Origin of the sequence: Rheinheimera oceanensis, from assembly GCF_018831085.1 — a bacterium.
GTDB classification, from domain to species: domain Bacteria; phylum Pseudomonadota; class Gammaproteobacteria; order Enterobacterales; family Alteromonadaceae; genus Alishewanella; species Alishewanella oceanensis.
Map to the genome: position 1 here is coordinate 26,355 of NZ_JAGPNM010000014.1, position 19,362 is coordinate 45,716.

A 19,362-nucleotide genomic window follows, 5' to 3' on the forward strand; every position below is an offset into this window, starting at 1 on the left:
TATGGCCTGGACGGATATTTGTGCTGTTGAAGATTTAGTCGAAAACAGCGGCATTTGCGCTTTGCTCAATGGCCAGCAAGTGGCTGTGTTTTTGCTGGAGTTGCAGCTTCAAGAACGAAGGGTATTCGCTGTGGGTAATTATGATCCGATTGGCGGTGCTAACGTGCTGTCCCGGGGGATTTTAGGCTCTGTAGGTGAGCAGATAGTGGTCGCTTCACCTTTGTATAAACAACACTTTAGCCTGACTACAGGCCGGTGTTTAGAACAACCTGACGTAGTGATCCCGGTTTATCGGGTAAAGCTGCAACAGGGCAGAGTGTGGTTGAATGCCGGACAACAAAATCAACAGGCATCAGCTGCCTGATTAACTAACCTGACATAAAGGGCTGGTTAAAAGGGCAAAGGACAAGGTTAACTGGAAAGGTAAACATAATGAGTGTGATGAGCTATTTTTTACGTTCACCACTAAGCCGTTCTGTAGTATCCGGCTGGAACTGGCGCAGCGCTAAAGCTGAATTACAACAGCCTGATAGCAAGGGCCGGGTAGTACTGATAGGTGCCGGGCCTGGCGATCCTGAACTGTTAACAGTGAAAGCCTTGCGATTATTGCAGCAGGCTGACGTGCTGCTGTTTGACAGTTTAGTATCGGCTGAGCTGCTGGCGTTGGCACCACGGCGTTGCAAAAAGGTATTTGTTGGCAAAAGAGCCGGGCGGCATGCTATGTCACAGCAAGATATAAACCAATTGCTGGTAAAGTACGGCCAGCAAGGTGGTTTAGTGGTGCGGTTAAAAGGCGGTGACCCGGCGATTTTCGGCCGGGTATCTGAAGAGGCCGCCGCTTTGCAACAGGCCGGTATTGCCTTTGCCATAGTGCCGGGTATTACCAGCGCCTGCGCTGCTTCTGCCTATTGCGGTATTCCGCTAACTGTCCGCGGCAGTGCTACATCCGTGCAGTTTTTAACCGCGCAGTTTGCTGATCCGGCCAAACAGCCCGACTGGTCTGGTTATCAGTACCGTATTAACGGTACTAATCCAACGCTGGTGGTGTATATGGGGTTAAACCGCTTGCAGCAATTGTGTGGCGGTTTGGTCTCTGCCGGCTGGCCGGATAATACCCCTATAGCGCTGTTGGATCAGGTCAGTACCACTCAGCAACAGCAGCTACAGGGCACGCTGGCTGATATCAGCCAGCGCTTAGCGGCCAGCCCGCTATGCGGCCCGACCCTGATTGTGATTGGCGAGGTGTTACACCAGCGTATGACAGTAGATGTAAGTTTGCTGCAGGCTAAGGCTGTCGCCTAGCTTGCCAGCAACCATAATATAAGCAGGCATTGCAGCAGACAGCAGCTTTGCCAGAACCACAGCGGATGCAGCTCTATCAGGCTTTGCGGCGTTTGAAACTTAGCATTGGGGTGGCGTAAATCATATAAAAACTCAGACAATGCCTGATACCGCTGGTTGGGGTCAGGCTGCAGGGCTTTTTCCAGTGTCTTATCCAGCCAGGCGGGCAGTTCGCTGTCGGCAGATAACACAGACTGATACTGCAACCTTTTCTGTGCTGTTAAACTTCTGCGCCGGGCAATCTCAGGCCCGTAAGGAAAGCGCCCCGACAGCAGCTGATAGGTTAGCACCGCCAGAGAGTACAGATCTGAGCGTGTACTGCCTGGTGCTCCCAGAAAATATTCCGGTGCACTATATAAAGCGGTGCCCGGAATGTCGCCGGCTACTTCGTCATCTGCTTGTAAACCGGCCAGCCGGGCCGCGCCAAAGTCGATAATGATAGCGCTGCCCTGAGGCGTAACCATAACGTTTTGTGGCCGTAAATCCTGATGCAATATTTCACTGCGGTGCAACGCCTGTAAGCCTTTGCCAATTTGTTCTGTCAGGCTGCGTATTTGCTCCAGTGTGGCTTTGGGATGGTCCAGCTGCCATTGGCGCAGGGTTTGGCCATCAATATATTCAAACAGCGTATACAAGGCGGTGCGTGGTCTGTTGATGCTGGCCGGGCGCAATACGTTAGCACTGTTCACCCGCTTGGCTATCCACTCTTCGCGCAGCAGCCGCTCCAGATAATCGGGCTGCCCGGCTAAATCTATCGACGGTGCTTTTAGCACCAGCAGTGTTGCTGTTGGATTGTCCTGCACCAGATACACATGGCTGCGGTTGCTTTGTTGCAGTGGCCGTATTATTTGCAGACCGTCCAGCGTATCGCCTGGTTGCAGCACCGGCGGTACCGGCAGTTGCTGATCTACGCAGGCCGGTAAACGGCTGTCGGCAGGCAGGGTGTTAATACGCACCAGCTGCAGAGTAATATTATCTTTGCTGCCTGCGGTTAAAGCGGTGTCGGCCAGTTGCTGCGCCAGTTCTGCTAAATCTGCTTGTTCTGCACCCGGTAACTCTGGATTAGGCTGCAAGGGTTCAAGCAGCGCCATTAGCTGCGGCTGTGATAACACTTCAAATAAGCCATCTGTCGCCAGCAGAAATACATCACCTGCCAGCAACGGCAGGCTATGGTAATCGGGCTCCAGCACTGCGCCAGCCCCAAGTGCCTGGCTTAAAAAACTGCTGCTGCCACGCCATACCCGGTGATCCCGCGTCAGTTGTTCCAGTTGCTGGTTGCGCCACAGATAAATCCGGCTGTCACCCACATGCAGTATATGTGCATGGCGTTGCCTCAGGATCAGCGCACTAAAAGTACAAACATAGCCTTTATCCGGATCTGAGCAAAAAGGGCCATTGCGGTTTTGCGCATATAACCAGTTATGGCTGGCCTTTAACACCTGCAAGGCGGCATGCGGCACTGACCAGGCGTCGCTGGTGCAGTAGTAGTCGCTGAGAAAGCTTTTTACCGCCGTTTCGCTGGCAATCTGGCTAACGGTACTGCTACTGATACCATCGGCAACCGCCAGCGCTATACCTTTATTACTTAACTGTGGCTCTGTGGGCAGGCAAGCACCAAACCAATCCTGGTTCAGCGTTTTACGGCCAGCACTACTGTACTGGCCAATGGATACTTGCAATGACATGGTCAGACTTTGGCCAGATCTGTAGTGCTGCGGTTTGCTGCAGTTGGCAGCAGATTACGTTTAGGCGCTGTTTTATAGTGCGTGCTGTACAGTGTCAGGCCGGTAAAAGCCAAACCGCCAACCAGATTACCTAGCGCCGTAGGTATTTCGTTCCAGATCATATAATCCATGATAGAGAAATCACCGCCCATCATCATGGCGAAGGGGAACAAAAACATATTCACCACTGAGTGCTCAAAGCCCATAAAAAAGAACAACATAATTGGCATCCACATGGCAATGGCTTTGCCACTGACATGGGTGGAGATCATGGCGCCAACCACGCCCATTGACACCATCCAGTTACATAACATGCCGCGCAAAAAAATGGTCAGCCAGCCCACGGTGCCATGTTCAGCATAGCCTAAAGTGCGGGCTTCACCGACACCGGCCAGTTTCTGGCCTACTGCATCGGGCTCTAAATGAAAGCCCATGGTTAAAATAAACGCCATCATGGCAGCTACTGTTAAAGCGCCGGCAAAGTTGCCGGTAAATACCAGCCCCCAGTTGCGTAATACCCCTTTGACTGTAACACCGGGGCGGCGGTCCAGTAAGGCCAATGGTGTCAGCACAAAAACACCGGTTAGCAGATCAAACCCCATCAGGTACAACATAATAAAGCCAACCGGAAACAACATAGAGCCAACTAAAAAGGAGCCCGTTTGCACCGCTACGGTTATCGCAAATACTGCTGCTAAGGCCAGGATGGCACCCGCCATATAAGAGCGGATCAGTGTATCGCGGGTAGACATAAAAATCTTCGCTTCGCCGGCATCAACCATTTTGGTCACAAACTCGGCTGGAACTAAATAAGCCATAGGTTCACCTTTTCCCGTTATGTTTAATTATTCAGTTGCTGTTTTTTGCACAACAAAAAAGGCGTCCGGATCATGCTGTATTATCAGCCGATCACGGGACGCCTTTGTCCAGAAACTGTTTTTTTGTCCGGAGGTGCCTGGCACCTCTGCCATATTTAAACAGCAACTTTAATGCCAGCCTGACTTTTTTACTTAATTGGCTAATTTACATTGGTTTTTAATACTGTGCTTTTAACGGGGCGGTAACCGTAGGGGCCATAGCTGTGCATAATCGCCTGCTTTTTGCACTAATTTGGGGCGCTTACCGTTATTTTATTTTGTTATCAACTGGCGCTGATGCAGCCAGAAACGCACGGCTGACAGCAACTGGCAGCGGTTAAATGCGGGTATGGAACAAGCATTGCTAGACCTTAACACCAAAAACTTTATTGTGTGATGTATGAACCCTTCAACCGCGCAGTTTTTGTTGGCCGCGAAACAGGCAGAAATAAAAGCGCTGTTGCAGCTTTCGGCCAGCTGTCAGCTGGTAACCGGCATTAGCGAACTGGTGCACCAGCTACAACGTGAGCGGGGTATCAGCAATATTTTTCTTGCCTCCGGCTGCGGGTTATTTGCCCGGCAGCGCCAGCAACAGTTGCAGCACAGCAGTATTGCAGAGCAGCAGCTACGCGCAGCGCTTGAGCAGCAGTACTTACATGCCCAGCAGCCGTGCAACAGCAGCCGTTTACTCAGCGATATTTGTCTGGCATTACAGGGCATGGATCATCTGGCGGCGCTGCGCGAACAGATACAGCAGCAAAAGATAACCCCGTTACAAGCCACAGAGGCTTACAGCCGGTTAATTGCGGCCTGGCTGGCGGTGGTACTGGAAGCGGCCGATCTGGCCTGTGATGCCAGCATTACCCGCGTACTGGTAGCCTTATTTAACCTACTGCAAACCAAAGAATATGCCGGTCAGGAAAGGGCGTGGGGCGCTATGGGTTTTGCTTCCGGCCAGGTAAGTTCAGAACTGGCCGGGCGTTTATTATTACTGCAGCAGGCACAACAACACAGCGCGGCTGTTTTTCTTGAGTTTGCCAGTAGTGCACAACAGCAGCAGTGGCAACAGCTGGAGCAAAGTAGTGCGGCTAAACAGCTGCAACAACTCAGAACTATGCTGCAGCAACTGCCTGGTTCGACAATGCTGGTGCCGGCAGTCAGCGATCTTTGGTATCAGTTTGCCACCGATCGTATGGACGCCATGCACCAGTTACAGGCGTTGCTGACAGCTGATTTGCAGCAACTCACCTCTGCTACAGTAACCGCCGCTCAGCAGCAGCTACAGCAGCACCGGCATAAGCTAACCGAGCTGACAGACTTGCCAGCCAGCTCTGGTTTAACCTTATTAATCGACCCCAGTATGCCGGGTTTGTATGGCGCCTCGGTTTTACCGCAAACCAGCGAGGAGTACAGCGTAAAAGCTCCCAGCCGTTCGTTTTATCAGTTATTGTCGGAACAAGCACAACATATCCGCCAGATGCATACTGAACTAGCTGATGTACGCCGGGCCATTGGCGAGCAAAAACTGACAAACCGCGCCAAATTATTGTTAATGCAGCATAAAAAACTTACAGAAGAACAAGCTTACCGCCAGTTACAGCAAAGCGCGATGCAGCAACAATGCAAAATAGCCGACGTCGCCGCCGCTGTGGTTAATGCTTTGCATAAAGCAAAAGAATAGAAAGAGTGAGTAACCGATAAAGCGGTTTGGCTTTTATCATTCCTGCCACAGCCGGCCCGAAAATATTGATAATAATCTGCTAAAAAGTCACGATACTGCACACCCTGCCGAAAACGCCTACAGCATCTACAAAAAGTTCGCTAAATTGCGGTTTTTGTGTTTTAATTGTGTTAATTAAAATTAAACATATTGGGGTTTATCTGTGTTAGCTTTAGACGCTAGATCCTTATCTGTCTGTATTCAAGCGCTGCAAACAGCAATTAAATACAATGACTTTTTGTCACAATCAGCCACTGTTGATGCTGACGATTATGAAGAAAGTTCATATATGTTTGAGCTTGAACTAGCGAAGCTTATAGATCTTTATCAGCAAGAGGAAGCTGCCGGTAATGTAAACATTCCGCTTGCTGAGTTACTTAAACCACCATTTGATGGTTCCAGCGGCTCCTGATACATCACCCGAACCTGTCGGTTCGAAAAGCAGGGTCAGCTAAGGCCAACAAACTATACGCAAAGATGTGGCAATTGATGATGCTCACTAAAGTAGAACTAAAATGAATACGGCGGCGATTTCATTACAACCTCTGGTATCAGAACGGCCTGACGGTGTTCCGGTAGCTGAAATTTGGCTGGCTGGCGCTACTACCGCTAAGCTGATCGGCGGGACAGTGCTTGAGGCGGCTTTTCACTGTGAACATGGCTACCTGCTGTTTGTTACCGATGATGTTCCTTTTGAAGACACGCTGAGCATTTACCTGATGGACCGGGATTTTCAAACACTGGATAGTGTTAATATTGGTGTGGCGTATTCTACCGGTAACTTCCATTTACTACGTGAACCATCAGCACGTGAAGTGCAGTTCAGCTTTATTGGCGGCAATAACTGGCGCCTTAGTTTATTAGCTACTCCGGAATTTTGCCTGCCGTTATTTAACGAGCCTGCGGGTGTGCGCCGCAAGCCCAGCTTTAAGCGTTGGTTTAAGCTAAGTTACTCGCGTTTAAATTGTTGAGTTTAATCTGGTGGCTAAAAAATTTATTGATATTGGCGTAACTGGTATTAACCACTAACTTTCTTCACCACATACCTATACGGCAGTTCACTGGTATCACTGCTCACTAGCTCATGATCCATAAAGCGGCAAAATGCAGGGATATCGCGGGTGGTGGCTGGATCGTCGGCGATAATCAGCAAGGTTTCACCCGCCTGCATTTTACGAATTTGCAGCCGTATCATCATTACCGGCTCGGGGCAGCGCATGCCTAAGGCATCCAGGGTGTGATCTGCGCAGCTAAAAATCTGTTCCATTTATACTCCGGTAAAATTGTACATTACAGCACCACGAAGCAGGTACTGAGGTTAAAACACTGACAGCACAGCCACAGACTACGAGCGCAGCGAATGCGACAGGCGAGGCTGCAGGAGCAGCAGCGCCCGGCGTAGCCGTGTCGCACAGTTGCAGGGCAGGATGCCCGTAAACCCGCTGTGGCGAGCATGGCAGTGTTTTAACCGGTGCAGAGTTAACATCAGCAACTTAGCGAAGCTTGTAACACCCGCATATCATTATTCTGCCAACGCCCGGCGCAAATTCCCGCTGTACTCGCCACAGCGGGGCTTCGGGCAATCCTGCCCCTCAGCCGTGCGGCCCGGCTTTGCCGCACGCTGGCGTTCCATACGCCAGCTGTTGCCGCATTCGCTGCGCTCGTGGGTCTGTGGCTGCGCCAGCGGGATTTTCGCCTCTATTTCTTCTGCGTCAATAAATAAGGGCCGTAAAACGGCCCTTATTCTATGCGATTGTGGTTGTTGCTGCCAGCTTATGGCGGCTCAAACTATGGTCGCTCAAACACGGTAGCAATACCCTGACCTAAACCGATACACATGGTCGCCAGGCCAAATTTACCGCCTTTATCTTCCATAACGTTAATCAGCGTAGTGGCGATACGTGAACCCGAGCAACCCAGCGGGTGACCAAGGGCGATAGCGCCACCGTTCAGGTTTACTTTCTGATCGGCTACTTCCAGTAAGCCTAAGTCTTTCATTACCGGTAATGCCTGGGCCGCAAAGGCTTCATTCAGCTCGGCGTAGTCGATATCGTTGATGCTTATGCCTGCTGCTTTTAACGCTTTTTTCGACGCCGGTACCGGGCCGTAACCCATAATAGACGGGTCGCAGCCGGCGACACCCATACCACGCACATAAGCACGGATTGGCAGGCCTAAGGCTTTGGCTTTCTCTTCACTCATGACCAGCATGCCGGAGGCGCCATTAGACAGCGCTGACGACGTACCAGCAGTTACTGTGCCGTTGGCGGGGTCGAATACCGGCCGCAGTTGGCTTAATGCTTCTACTGTGGTTTCCGGCCGGATCACTTCGTCGTAATCCATCAGCTTTAACACGCCGTCGGCGTCGTGGCCTTCGGTGGGGATAATTTCGTTTTTAAACCGGCCCTGCAGGCTGGCTTCCTGAGCTAAACGGTGCGAGCGGGCGCCGAATTCGTCTTGTTGCTGGCGGCTGATGCCGTGCATTTTACCCAGTAATTCTGCGGTTAAGCCCATCATACCTGCGGCTTTGGCTACTGAAGTTGCTAAGCCAGGGTGAAAATCAACACCGTGGCTCATTGGTACATGGCCCATATGCTCCACGCCGCCGATTAAATACACCTCACCCATGCCGGTTTGAATAGCACGCACGGCGTCGTGTAAGGCCTGCATAGACGAGCCACACAAGCGGTTAACGGTAACGGCGGGTACTGAGTGCGGAATACCGGCCAGCAGGGCGGCATTACGCGCTATGTTAAAGCCTTGCTCCAGCGTTTGTTGCACACAACCCCAGATAACGTCATCAATGTCGCTTGGGTTTAATGCCGGGTTGCGCTCAAGCAAAGCGGCCATTACGTGGGCAGACAGCTGCTCAGCGCGCACGTTGCGGTACATACCACCTTTAGAACGGCCCATCGGGGTACGGATGCAATCTACAATAACTGCGTTTTTCATTATTCTGCTCCTGCGCTTAAACCGGGAAGAAACGCTGGCCGGCGGCGGCCATAGCGCGGGTTTTGTCTGTTACCTGATAAATTTCGCCTAAATGGGCGTATTTATCGGCCAGGGCGACAAAGTTGCTTAAGCCTATGGTGTCGGCATAACGCAACGGACCACCGCGGAACGGCGGGAAGCCTAAACCGTAAATTAAGCCCATATCGGCTTCAGCGGCGCTGGCTACAATGCCTTCTTCCAGGCAGCGGATAGTTTCGTTAATCATTGGTACCATCACGCGGGCAATGATCTCGTCGCTGCTAAATTCCTGCTTATCAGCTGCAATCGCGGCCAGCAAGTTAACCGCGGCCGGGTCGATATCTTTTTTCGGCTTGCCTTTGGCATCTTTGCTGTAGGCATAAAAACCTAAGCCATTTTTCTGGCCGTAGCGCTCGTTTTCATACATAGCGGCTACCGGGTCGTTATCCAGCTTGGCCATCCGTGTTGGGAAACCATCAGCCATTACGTCGGTACAGTGGTAGGCGGTGTCTAAACCTACAACATCCAGCAGGTACGCCGGACCCATCGGCCAGCCGAACTGTTTTTCCATTACCTTATCTATCTGAGCAAAGTCGGCGCCGTCTAACACCAGCTTGCTAAAACCGGCAAAGTAGGGAAACAGTACACGGTTAACAAAGAAGCCCGGGCAGTCATTTACCACTATAGGGGATTTGCCCATTTTAGCGGCGTAGGCTACAACGGCAGCAACGGTTTCTTCGCTGGTGTCTTTACCGCGGATAACCTCTACCAGTGGCATACGGTGTACCGGGTTAAAGAAGTGCATACCGCAGAAGTTTTGCGGCCGGCTTAAGTTTGCCGCCAGTGAATCAATTGAAATAGTTGAGGTGTTCGAGGTTAAAATAGCATCGTCACTTAGCAGCGTTTCTACTTCTTTTAACACCGCACCTTTGATTTTCGGGTTCTCTACCACGGCTTCCACCACGATATCGGCGCCTTTAACATTCTCGTTGCTCAGCGTGGGTGTAATAGCGGCGATAACTTTAGCCATACCAACGGCGTCGAGCTTGTTACGCTCAACCTGCTTACCCAGCAATTTAGTCGCTTCAGCCATACCCAGTTGCAGGGCTTTATCGGCAATGTCTTTCATCACTACCGGCACGCCTTTTAATGCCGACTGATAAGCAATACCGCCGCCCATAATACCGGCACCCAGCACTGCCGCTTTTTTCACTGCTTTAGAGGCGGTTTTTGCGGCTTTTTTCGCTTTGCCTTTAATTAACTGATCATTTAAGAACAGGCCAATTTGCGCCGTTGCGGCATCGGTTTTTGCCAGTTTGGCAAAACCGGCGTTTTCCAGAGCTACAGCACCGGCGCGGTCTAAACCGGCTGCTGCTTCAATGGTGCTAACTGCCAGCATCGGTGCCGGGTAGTGTTTACCGGCATTGGCAAATACCATGCCTTTGGCAGTGGTGAAGCTCATGGTGGCTTCGGTTTTGTTTAGTTTTAGCGGTTCTAACTTTACGGCGCGTTTTTTACGCCAGTCCAGTTTACCGGCAATGGCATCTTCCAGCATGCTGAGTGCTGCGGTTTCCAGTTTCTCTGGTGCCACCACCGCATCAATTAAGCCAAACTTTTGTGCCTGCTCGGCACTGTGGTCTTTACCGGTAGTGATCCACTCCATGGCGTTGTCGGCACCAATAATGCGCGGCAGGCGCACTGTGCCGCCAAAGCCCGGCATTAAGCCCAGCTTTACTTCCGGTAAGCCAATGCGGGTCGTTGTGTCGGCTACGCGATAATCGGCAGTAAGTGACCACTCACATCCACCACCCAGTGCAAAACCTTTGAGGGCAACAATGGTAGGGACAGGTAAGTCTTCAGCCAGATCAAAGATGTCAGAAGCCTGTTTAATCCACGGAATAAGCTCTGCTTCCGGCCGTAAAAAGGTGCTTAAAAATTCGGTAATGTCGGCACCGACAATAAAGGTATCTTTATCACTGCAAAAAATAACGCCTTTTAGCGCCTTGTCTGCGTGCAGCAGGTCTAAAGCTGTCTTACAATCAGTCAGGGTTTGTTGATCAAACTTGTTAACTGAGCCCTGTGCATTAAAGGCAAAGCGGACGATACCAGGTTTGAGGTAGGCAACACTGATGTTGTCACTCTGGTAAATCATAATGATGCTCCTTGGTCGCGTATGTTAGGGTTTTTCGCAACTGGTACGATGAGGTTTTCTTGCTCAGTGTGTCGCGGTTCGGAAAAAAATTCAACCGTTATTTAAACGCGTGTTTGAATCCGACTGCGGTGGTCAGCAGTAACTATAGGTGGTATTTTTTCTTTTTCGTGTATTTATCGGGGTTATCACAGTGAAACGTATGGTTTTAATACTGAGTAACCTGCTCCTGATGCCACTGGCTACGGCATCTGTGTCTTCTGAGGCAGCGTTACGCAATGAATTTTTACAGGCCGAGCGCCAGATTGGCAGCCTGAAATCTGAGCAGGCACAAAAAGTGCTGGAAAAGTTTGCTGACTATCCGTTGCAGCCTTATTTGCAGCAACGCCGTTTACAGCAGTTTTTAACTGCTGATGAGCGTATTGCTGCATTTTTACAGCAGTATCAAAAAACACCGATGGACTGGCCATTGCGTAAACCCTGGTTGCTGGATTTAGCCCGCCGGCAAAAAGCGGCTACTTACCTGGCCAATTATAACGGCTCTAACGATGCCGAGCTGGAATGTCATGCGGTGCGCTTTAAACTGGCAGACAAAGATGCAGATAGCAAAGCCCTATGGCCTGAAGTGACCCGCTTGTGGGTGGTGGGTAAATCTCAGCCTAAAGCCTGTGATCCGCTGTTTTCAGCCTGGCGCAAAGCTGGCCAGCAAACCGCTGAGCTGGTATGGCAGCGTATCCGCCTGGCTGCCGAAGGCGGCGATTCGGGCTTGATCCCCTACCTGAAAACGCAGTTACCTGCAGATCAGCAGTATATGGCTGATATGTATTTAAAAGCGCGGCAAAACCCGTTGGTAATTAGCGCACCACAATTTTTTCCGTTGAAAAAAGTGCATGAACGTGATGTGCTGGCATATGGCCTTAAACGGCTGATCTGGCGGGATCCTGATAAAGCCCTGGCATTATGGCAAAAGTTTAGTAACGACCCGTATTTTACTGAGGCGCAGCGGCTGGATGTACGGCGCCAGTTTGCGATAGCATTGGCCAGTAAAGGTGATGAAAGAGCCGCTGTCTGGTTTAAACAACTGCCGCCGGAGCTTATTGATAACATGCTGGCACACTGGCAGGTAAGCCATGCACTGGCGCAGCTGGACTGGCCTAAAGTACAGCAGGTTATTGAAGCCTTCCCGGCCGATATTGCCAAAGACAGTAGTTGGCGCTATTGGCTGGCGCGGGCGTATGAGCAACAGGGCCAGGCAGATAAAGCCAAACCGCTGTTTGAAGCACTGGCATTACAGCGGCATTTTTACGGTTTTATGGCAGCCGCTAAACTAGGTTTACCGCCCAGCCTGGCACATGCACCTGTCACTGTATCTGAGGATGAGTTAAAAACACTGAAACAGCACCCGGCGGTAAAACGGGCACAAGAGTGGCTGGCACTGGGGCGTTTAACCGAAGCCCGGCGCGAATGGAACCACCTGCAGGACACCTCAGACGAGCAGCAAAAACTGGTATCGGCCAAGCTGGCGCATCAGCTGCAATGGTACGAGCGGGCGATATTCTCACTGGCCGATGTAGGCTACTGGGACGATGTTGAACTGCGGTTTCCGCTGGCATATCAGGATGAAATAACGCAGTCGGCCGCTAAAGTGGATATAGAATCTGGTTGGGCTATGGCGATAGCCCGGCGCGAAAGTTCTTTTATGGCAGACGCCAACTCGCCGGTAGGAGCCCGTGGCCTGATGCAACTTATGCCGGCTACTGCGCGCGAAATTGCCAAAAAGCCGGTGCAGCTTACGCAACTGTATAACCCGGTGATCAATATAGATTACGGTACCGATTATCTGAATTACCTGCGTAAACGTAACGACGGTAACCTGTTAATGGCTACGGCTGCCTATAACGCCGGCTATAGCAGGGTTAAGCAATGGATCCCGAAAACCCATGCGCTACCGGCTGATGTTTGGGTAGAAACTATCCCATACCGTGAAACCCGTGACTACGTAAAGGCGGTAATGGCGTATTACCAGATTTATAATATACGGCTAAATACCCCGACAGATGTGTTTAAACCACTGACTACGATGCAGATTGGGGTCGTGGTGGAATAATGTTATGATGCCCCGCATATTTTTCAGCCAACAGGTCAGACACTTATGACAGCTTCTTATCAAAGCCTGTATCAGGCCCATATTACAGAATTACAGCAGCGTACCCGCCGGTTGTTAGAGCGCGAAAATCTGGACGCGCTGGTGATCCATTCCGGCCAGACCCAGCGCAAGTTTCTTGATGATATGGATTATCCGTTTAAAGCCAATCCGTTATTTAAAGCCTGGTTGCCGGTGATTGATAATCCACACTGCTGGCTGATTGTCGATGGCGTAAATAAACCTAAGCTGATTTTCTACCGGCCGAAAGATTTCTGGCATAAAGTGCCGGACGAACCACATGATTTTTGGGCTGAGTATTTTGATATTCAGCTGCTGGACAAAGCCAACAAGGTAGAAACCCTGCTGCCATATGATAAAGCGCGGTTAGCGTATCTGGGTGAATACCTCGAAGTAGCGCGTGCATTGGGCTTTACTGAAATTAACCCCGAACCGGTGCTGAATTTTATTCATTTTTACCGTGCCTACAAAACGCCGTATGAACAAGCCTGTTTGCGTATTGCCAATAAAATGGCAGTGGCGGGACACAATGCGGCAAAAGCGGCTTTTTATGCCGGTGGCACTGAGTTTGATATTCAGTTGGCTTATTTAGCCGCGGTAGGACAAAGTGAAAACGAAGTACCGTATGGCAATATTATTGCCCTGAACCAAAACTGCGCCATTTTACATTACACGGCGCTGGAGCGAAAATTACCTAAACAGCGGCATTCATTTTTAATTGATGCCGGTGCAGAGTTTCATGGCTACGCCGCTGATATTACCCGCACTTACAGTTTTAACCCGCACGACGAGTTTGGCAGTTTAATTACTGCAGTAAATGAAGCCGAACTTAAACTGGTTGCGGGCTTAAAACCTGGCCTGAAATACGGCGAGCTGCATATTCAGTGTCATCAGCAGATCGCAGAAATTTTGCATCAGTTTGATTTTGTTAAGTTGGCGCCAGAAGCTATTGTTGAAAGCCAGATCAGCCGTACTTTTTTCCCGCATGGTTTAGGGCATCACCTTGGCCTGCAGGTGCATGATGTTGGCGGTTTTATGGCCGATGAGCGTGGTACCCATGTCGCAGCACCGGACAGCCACCCGTATTTACGCTGTACCCGCACTATTGAAGCCGATATGGTATTTACTATTGAGCCGGGCCTGTACTTTATCGACAGCCTGCTGGCAGATTTAGCCGCAACCGAGTTTGATAAATACATTAACTGGCAAAAAGTAGATGCGTTCCGCCAGTTTGGTGGTATTCGTATAGAAGACAATATTATTGTTCACCGCGATCGCAACGAAAATATGACCCGTGATCTGCAACTGGCTTAAGTCACAGGGACGCCGCTAAGGTATGCAATACCGCTCGATAATCCGGATCCTGGGGTTGCTGATTGGCATTTTCAGCATCACCATGATCCCGCCGGCATTTGTCGCCTATTGGTATAAAGACGGTGCCGGCGTGCCTTTTATATTGTCCTTTTTACTGAGTTTGTTTATTGGTTTTGTGATCTGGTACCCCAACCGGCAATACAAAGCCGAGCTAAAAGTGCGCGACGGCTTTCTTATCGTGGTGTTGTTCTGGACGGTGCTGGGTGCTGTGGGTGGTATACCGCTGATGCTGGCCGACAACCCGCAGTTAAGTATGGCTGGCGCCATGTTTGAAGCATTTTCCGGCCTGACAACAACAGGTGCTACGGTACTTACCGGTATAGAGTTTCTGCCCAAAGCCATTCTATTTTACCGCCAGCAACTGCAATGGCTGGGAGGCATGGGTATTATCGTACTGGCTGTGGCCATACTGCCAATGCTGGGCGTTGGGGGGATGCAGCTGTACCGCGCTGAAACACCGGGGCCGGTGAAAGATAATAAAATGACGCCACGCATAGCCGATACCGCCAAGCACTTGTGGTATATCTACCTGGCGTTAACGCTAAGCTGTATGCTGGCGTTTTATCTGGCGGGGATGAACTGGTTCGATGCCATCTGTCATGCGTTCTCAACAGTAGCAATTGGTGGTTTTTCAACTTACGATGCCAGTATCGGCCATTTTCAAAGCCCGGTTATTAATGCTATTTGTGTCATCTTTTTATTGCTAAGTGCGGTAAATTTTCCGCTGCATTTTGCCGCCATTCGCGGCAAAAGTGTCAGCACCTATTTTCGCGATCCGGAATTTAAAGCCTTTTTAATTATTCAGGCTACTTTGGTGCTGATTTGTTTTGTGGTGTTACTGGAAACCAATGTTTATAGCACAGCAGCAGAAGCGCTGAATCACGGCGTATTTCAGGCGGTGTCGGTATCTACCACCGCTGGATTTTCTACCGATGGCTTTGCGGTCTGGCCATTGTTTTTACCAATAATGTTGATTTTTTCCAGTTTTATCGGCGGTTGCGCCGGCTCTACCGGTGGTGGTTTAAAAGTAGTGCGGGTATTGCTACTGTTTTTACAGGGGCGGCGTGAGCTAAACCGGCTTATCCATCCGCGTGCAGTTTACGCGATTAAACTGGGCCGTCGTGCAGTACCTGATCGGATTGTTGAAGCGGTCTGGGGCTTTTTTGCGGCTTATGCGCTGGTTTTTGTTGTCATTATGCTGCTGCTGTTGCTGACAGGGCTGGATAACATTACCGCCTTTACCGCTACGGCGGCCTGCTTAAATAACCTTGGCCCTGGCCTGGGCGAAGTTGCAGCTAACTTTGGTTCTATACCTGACAGCAGCAAGTGGATCCTGGTTGTGGCCATGGTATTTGGCCGGCTGGAAATTTTCACCCTGCTGGTGTTATTTACCCCGGCTTTCTGGAAAGATTAAATAAAAATAGCACTAACCTGAAACAGCTTTTCTACTTCAACAATGTGTTTTTTGTCTACCATAAACAAAATAATGTGATCATTAGTTTCAATAACAGTGCTGTCGTGGGCGATAACCACTTCATCGCCGCGTACTATGGCACCAATAGTGGTACCCGGTGGCAGTTTAATACTGCCGATAGCCTTACCCACTACTTTGCTGGTATTGCTGTCGCCATGGGCAATAGCTTCAATAGCCTCGGCGGCACCCCGGCGCAGCGAATATACATTAACAATATCACCCCGGCGGATATGGGTTAGCAATGCAGAAATGGTGGCCTGCTGCGGAGATACGGCAATATCTACTTCACCGCCTTGCAGTAAATCAACGTAGGCGCCGCGTTTAATCAGCACCATGGTTTTTTGCGCTCCCATCCTTTTAGCCAGCATGGCCGACATAATATTGGCTTCATCATCGTTGGTCACAGCGATAAACACATCAACCTGTTCAATGTTTTCTTCTTCCAGCAGCTCGGGGTCTGATGCATCGCCGACATATACCACGGTGTTATCCAGCGCGCTGGATAAAAACTCAGCCCGCTCTTTGCTACGTTCAATCAACTTAACGCTGTGGGTTTTCTCCAGTGCACGGGCCAGGCCAAAGCCAACATTACCGCCACCGGCAATCATAATGCGGCGGTAGCTGCGCTCCAGTTTTTGCAGTTCGCTCATTACTGCGCGGATATGTTTGGTGGCTGCGACGAAAAACACTTCGTCGTCGGCTTCAATAATAGTAGTACCCAGCGGTTTAATTGCGGTGCCGCGGCGGTAAATAGCGGCTACCCTGGTTTCGATATTCGGCATATGCTCTTTTAACGCTGATAAGGCATGGCCTACCAGTAAGCCACCATAATAAGCTTTAACGGCCACCAGGCTGACTTTGCCACCGGCAAATTCCACTACCTGCAATGCACCGGGGTAATCAATAAGACGGCGAATATAGTTGGTAACCAGGGCTTCCGGGGCGATAAAGTGATCGACCGGCATATCGTCTTTATGAAACAATTGATCGCGGTATTTCAGGTACTGGTTGGTGCGGATGCGGGCTATTTTAACCGGTGTATTAAACATGCTGTAGGCAACCTGGCAGGCGACGATATTCACTTCGTCACTGTTGGTTACTGCTACTATCATGTCGGCATCTTCGGCACCGGCTTTTTTCAGAATATCGGGGTGCGAGCCATGGCCGTGCACTACCTGCAAATCGTAGCGGTCCTGCAGGGCACGCAGCTTATCTGCATTGCTATCAACAATGGTGATGTCGTTTTGCTCACCAACCAGGTTTTCTGCCAGTGTGGCACCAACCTGACCTGCACCCAGAATAATTATTTTCATGCTTTCTCGTTGTTGGTCATTTTCTTCAGCCGGGCATAGAAAAAGCCATCCATGTCCTGTTCACCGGGTAGCAGTTGCCAGCCGTAGGGCTGATCTGCATGCTGCTGTGGCAATTTGTCCAGCTTAGCATCACTGTGTTGCTGTAAAAACAGTTCAATTTGCTGGTTGTTTTCTGCAGGTAAAATACTACAGGTTGCATAAAGCAGTGTGCCACCCGGCGCCAGCAGGCTCCAGCATTGGCGCAAGATACGCTGCTGCAGTTCAGCCAGTACTTCGATATCAGCCTTTTTACGTAGCCAGCGGATATCCGGATGACGACGGATCACACCGGTGGCGGAGCAAGGCACATCCAGCAAAATACGATCAAATAATTTGCCCTGCCACCAGCTGTCGGGCTGGGCGGCATCTGCGGCAATAACATTAGCATTTAAGCCCAAACGGGCCAGGTTTTCATGTACCCGCTGCAGGCGTTTGGGTTCTTTATCCAGCGCGGTAACTTCAGCTTCAGGTGCCAGTTCCAGTATATGACAGGTTTTCCCACCGGGGGCGCAACAGGCATCCAGAATATGCTGGCTGCTGTTCACATCAAGCAAGGTGGCGGCATATTGCGCCGCAGCATCCTGTACTGAGAACCAGCCTTCGGCATAGCCGGGCAGGGTGGTGACATCCTGCGCCTGCGCCAGTTTAATTGCCGCCGGCAAAGCGGCAACCGGCCGGGTGTATTCAATATTCTGGCGGGTTAACGCGGCGGCATAGTCTGTCGGGTTAATTTTGCTGACATTTACCCGAAGCCACAGCGGTGCTTTTTGCTGGTTGGCGTCAAGTATCTGTTGCCATTGGTGCGGATAAGCCTGTTGCAGTGCGCCAATAAGCCAGCCGGGATGATTAAACTGCACCGCGGCCGGTGCTGTAGCAAAGTTAAATAACTCGGGTTGACGTTGCACATTGCGCAGCACGCCGTTAATCAGTTTGGTGAGCGATTGGCCTTTTAATTCTCGTGCAGCATCGACGGTTTCGCTGATAGCGGCATGGTCAGGTATGCGCATAAACTTAAGTTGGTAAATACCCACATACAGCAAAAACTGCAAAGGGCGCAGTTGTTTGATCAGTGGCTTACTCATTAACTGGCTACAAACGGCTTCCAGTTGCGGCAGGTAGCGCATTACGCCAAAGCAGATTTCCTGCAGCAGAGCTTTATCCAGCGGGTTATCCAGCAGAGCCTGCGCTTTGGGCAATACCTCAGACAATGACATACCCTGATCGACTACATCAAAGCAACTGCGGGCAGCAAGCACACGAACATTATAACTCATAGCACCTGGCCAATAATTGTACCCGGGCTTAACCAGTCTGCACGGCCATTCAGAAAATCGGCGGCGGCCATAGCTTTTTTACCCGGCGGCTGTAACTGGGTAATGAGCAATGCGTCTTCAGCACAGGCAATGCAGATGCCGTGTTTGTCGGCACTTAACACTGTACCTGCGGCTTTACCGTTATTGCTGCTTTGTACGCTTGCCTGCCATACCTTAATACTGCCTTGTGCCAGCTTAATATAGCTTACTGGCCAGGGGGTAAAGGCTCTTATTTCACGCTGCAGGGCGCTGGCTGGTTTGTTAAAGTTAAGCAGGGCTTCGTCTTTATGCAGTTTATCAGCGTAATTAGCCTGGCTGTCGTCCTGCACTTGTGCCTGTTGTTGCAGTACCGGTAAATTGGTCAACGCTGCTAACAGGGCTTGGGGTCCCAGTACGGCCAGTTTGTCGTACAATGTGGCGCTGGTGTCGGTGTTGTCAATATCGCAACTGACGGTGCTTAACATGGCGCCGGTATCTAGGCCTGCGTCCATTTGCATAATGGTTACGCCGGTTTGGGCATCACCGGCCCAGATAGCGCGCTGAATCGGTGCAGCACCACGCCAGCGCGGCAGTAAAGAGCCGTGCACGTTAATACAGCCAAGGCGGGGAGTATCCAGTACCGCTTGTGGCAAAATCAAACCATAGGCAACAACGATCATTAAGTCGGCGTTTAATGCCGCCAGCTCTTGTTGTGCCGGAGCTTTTTTCAGGGATTTAGGCTGATATACAGCCAGATTATGCCGCAGGGCCAATTGTTTTACCGCACTGGGTTGCAGTTGCTGGCCCCGGCCGGCAGGCCTGTCGGGTTGAGTGTAAACACCGACAACCTGATGTCCGGCATCTAACAGAGCTTGCAGATGGCGCGCCGCAAAGTCGGGCGTGCCGGCAAAAATAATACGTAGAGGAGTGGTCACTGTATATCCT

At 50.7% G+C, this 19,362-nt stretch carries 16 protein-coding genes; 8 read left to right on the plus strand and 8 right to left on the minus strand.

The genetic code is table 11. The features are described from left to right. Position 1 precedes the first annotated feature (1 nt). Together nirD and cobA are read left to right on the plus strand one after the other, a co-directional pair. Positions 2-364 (plus strand): nitrite reductase small subunit NirD, encoded by a 363-nt coding sequence (nirD, locus tag J3B89_RS19645; protein ID WP_215399336.1) that lies wholly within the window; start codon positions 2-4, stop codon positions 362-364. Between the two features lie 68 nt (positions 365-432). Next, positions 433-1,302, plus strand: a complete 870-nt coding sequence (gene cobA, locus J3B89_RS19650; RefSeq protein WP_215399337.1) for a uroporphyrinogen-III C-methyltransferase — start codon at positions 433-435, stop codon at positions 1,300-1,302. Here the strand turns inward: cobA and J3B89_RS19655 are convergent. Both J3B89_RS19655 and J3B89_RS19660 read right to left on the minus strand, forming a co-directional pair. After that, a complete protein-coding gene (locus J3B89_RS19655; RefSeq protein ID WP_215399338.1) occupies positions 1,299-3,026 on the minus strand; it encodes a bifunctional protein-serine/threonine kinase/phosphatase in 1,728 nt (575 codons plus the stop codon). The two genes, cobA and J3B89_RS19655, sit on opposite strands and share 4 nt — an antisense overlap. Before the next feature lie 2 nt (positions 3,027-3,028). Continuing rightward, the gene (locus J3B89_RS19660; RefSeq protein WP_215399339.1) at positions 3,029-3,883 is read right to left on the minus strand and encodes a formate/nitrite transporter family protein; all 855 of its coding nucleotides are present in this window, start codon (positions 3,881-3,883) and stop codon (positions 3,029-3,031) included. 439 nt (positions 3,884-4,322) lie between these two features. Here J3B89_RS19660 and J3B89_RS19665 point away from each other — a divergent pair, with 439 nt between their 5' ends. The 3 genes from J3B89_RS19665 (at position 4,323) to J3B89_RS19675 (ending at position 6,613) form a co-directional block, all read left to right on the plus strand. Beyond that, positions 4,323-5,603 (plus strand): nitrate regulatory protein, encoded by a 1,281-nt coding sequence (locus J3B89_RS19665; protein ID WP_215399340.1) that lies wholly within the window; start codon positions 4,323-4,325, stop codon positions 5,601-5,603. A 202-nt stretch (positions 5,604-5,805) separates the two neighbouring features. Continuing rightward, positions 5,806-6,054: a hypothetical protein gene (locus tag J3B89_RS19670; protein WP_215399341.1), complete on the plus strand. Its 249-nt coding sequence runs from the start codon at positions 5,806-5,808 to the stop codon at positions 6,052-6,054. A gap of 103 nt (positions 6,055-6,157) precedes the next feature. Further along, positions 6,158-6,613, plus strand: coding sequence for a hypothetical protein (locus tag J3B89_RS19675; protein WP_215399342.1), 456 nt, complete (start codon positions 6,158-6,160; stop codon positions 6,611-6,613). Between the two features lie 47 nt (positions 6,614-6,660). Here the strand turns inward: J3B89_RS19675 and tusA are convergent, their stop codons facing one another. The 3 genes from tusA to fadB all read right to left on the minus strand — a co-directional run bounded on the left by tusA (position 6,661) and on the right by fadB (position 10,764). Then, positions 6,661-6,909 (minus strand): sulfurtransferase TusA, encoded by a 249-nt coding sequence (gene tusA, locus J3B89_RS19680; protein ID WP_215399343.1) that lies wholly within the window; start codon positions 6,907-6,909, stop codon positions 6,661-6,663. A 521-nt stretch (positions 6,910-7,430) separates the two neighbouring features. Continuing rightward, positions 7,431-8,594, minus strand: coding sequence for an acetyl-CoA C-acyltransferase FadA (gene fadA / locus J3B89_RS19685; protein ID WP_215399344.1), 1,164 nt, complete (start codon positions 8,592-8,594; stop codon positions 7,431-7,433). A 16-nt stretch (positions 8,595-8,610) separates the two neighbouring features. Beyond that, the gene (fadB, locus tag J3B89_RS19690; protein ID WP_215399345.1) at positions 8,611-10,764 is read right to left on the minus strand and encodes a fatty acid oxidation complex subunit alpha FadB; all 2,154 of its coding nucleotides are present in this window, start codon (positions 10,762-10,764) and stop codon (positions 8,611-8,613) included. A 199-nt stretch (positions 10,765-10,963) separates the two neighbouring features. Between fadB and J3B89_RS19695 the strand changes: the two genes are divergently transcribed. From J3B89_RS19695 to J3B89_RS19705, 3 genes are read left to right on the plus strand one after another with little or no spacing between them, the layout of a single operon-like run. Next, complete coding sequence (locus J3B89_RS19695; protein WP_251372594.1) at positions 10,964-12,868, plus strand: transglycosylase SLT domain-containing protein; 1,905 nt, start codon at positions 10,964-10,966, stop codon at positions 12,866-12,868. Positions 12,869-12,913: 45 nt separating this feature from the next. After that, positions 12,914-14,239, plus strand: coding sequence for a Xaa-Pro dipeptidase (gene pepQ, locus J3B89_RS19700; RefSeq protein WP_215399346.1), 1,326 nt, complete (start codon positions 12,914-12,916; stop codon positions 14,237-14,239). 22 nt (positions 14,240-14,261) lie between these two features. Then, complete coding sequence (locus tag J3B89_RS19705; protein WP_215399347.1) at positions 14,262-15,713, plus strand: TrkH family potassium uptake protein; 1,452 nt, start codon at positions 14,262-14,264, stop codon at positions 15,711-15,713. Here the strand turns inward: J3B89_RS19705 and trkA are convergent. The 3 genes from trkA to fmt are packed head-to-tail and all read right to left on the minus strand — an operon-like array spanning position 15,710 to position 19,352. Then, entirely contained in the window at positions 15,710-17,086 is a 1,377-nt protein-coding gene (gene trkA, locus J3B89_RS19710) for a Trk system potassium transporter TrkA (protein WP_215399348.1), read from the minus strand. The genes J3B89_RS19705 and trkA overlap by 4 nt on opposite strands. Continuing rightward, on the minus strand, positions 17,083-18,399 hold the full coding sequence (gene rsmB, locus J3B89_RS19715; RefSeq protein ID WP_215399349.1) for a 16S rRNA (cytosine(967)-C(5))-methyltransferase RsmB: 1,317 nt from the start codon (positions 18,397-18,399) through the stop codon (positions 17,083-17,085). The genes trkA and rsmB overlap by 4 nt, the downstream gene beginning before the upstream one ends. Beyond that, positions 18,396-19,352 (minus strand): methionyl-tRNA formyltransferase, encoded by a 957-nt coding sequence (fmt, locus tag J3B89_RS19720; protein ID WP_215399350.1) that lies wholly within the window; start codon positions 19,350-19,352, stop codon positions 18,396-18,398. Before fmt ends, rsmB begins: the two co-directional genes overlap by 4 nt. Positions 19,353-19,362 lie beyond the last annotated feature (10 nt).

Coding starts and splice junctions, on each gene's coding strand:
- nirD (WP_215399336.1), top strand. CDS start 2: ATGGCCTGGACGGATATTTGTGCTGTTGAAGATTTAGTCGAAAACAGC.
- cobA (WP_215399337.1), top strand. CDS start 433: ATGAGTGTGATGAGCTATTTTTTACGTTCACCACTAAGCCGTTCTGTA.
- J3B89_RS19655 (WP_215399338.1), bottom strand. CDS start 3,026: ATGTCATTGCAAGTATCCATTGGCCAGTACAGTAGTGCTGGCCGTAAA.
- J3B89_RS19660 (WP_215399339.1), bottom strand. CDS start 3,883: ATGGCTTATTTAGTTCCAGCCGAGTTTGTGACCAAAATGGTTGATGCC.
- J3B89_RS19665 (WP_215399340.1), top strand. CDS start 4,323: ATGAACCCTTCAACCGCGCAGTTTTTGTTGGCCGCGAAACAGGCAGAA.
- J3B89_RS19675 (WP_215399342.1), top strand. CDS start 6,158: ATGAATACGGCGGCGATTTCATTACAACCTCTGGTATCAGAACGGCCT.
- tusA (WP_215399343.1), bottom strand. CDS start 6,909: ATGGAACAGATTTTTAGCTGCGCAGATCACACCCTGGATGCCTTAGGC.
- fadA (WP_215399344.1), bottom strand. CDS start 8,594: ATGAAAAACGCAGTTATTGTAGATTGCATCCGTACCCCGATGGGCCGT.
- fadB (WP_215399345.1), bottom strand. CDS start 10,764: ATGATTTACCAGAGTGACAACATCAGTGTTGCCTACCTCAAACCTGGT.
- J3B89_RS19695 (WP_251372594.1), top strand. CDS start 10,964: ATGGTTTTAATACTGAGTAACCTGCTCCTGATGCCACTGGCTACGGCA.
- pepQ (WP_215399346.1), top strand. CDS start 12,914: ATGACAGCTTCTTATCAAAGCCTGTATCAGGCCCATATTACAGAATTA.
- J3B89_RS19705 (WP_215399347.1), top strand. CDS start 14,262: ATGCAATACCGCTCGATAATCCGGATCCTGGGGTTGCTGATTGGCATT.
- trkA (WP_215399348.1), bottom strand. CDS start 17,086: ATGAAAATAATTATTCTGGGTGCAGGTCAGGTTGGTGCCACACTGGCA.
- rsmB (WP_215399349.1), bottom strand. CDS start 18,399: ATGAGTTATAATGTTCGTGTGCTTGCTGCCCGCAGTTGCTTTGATGTA.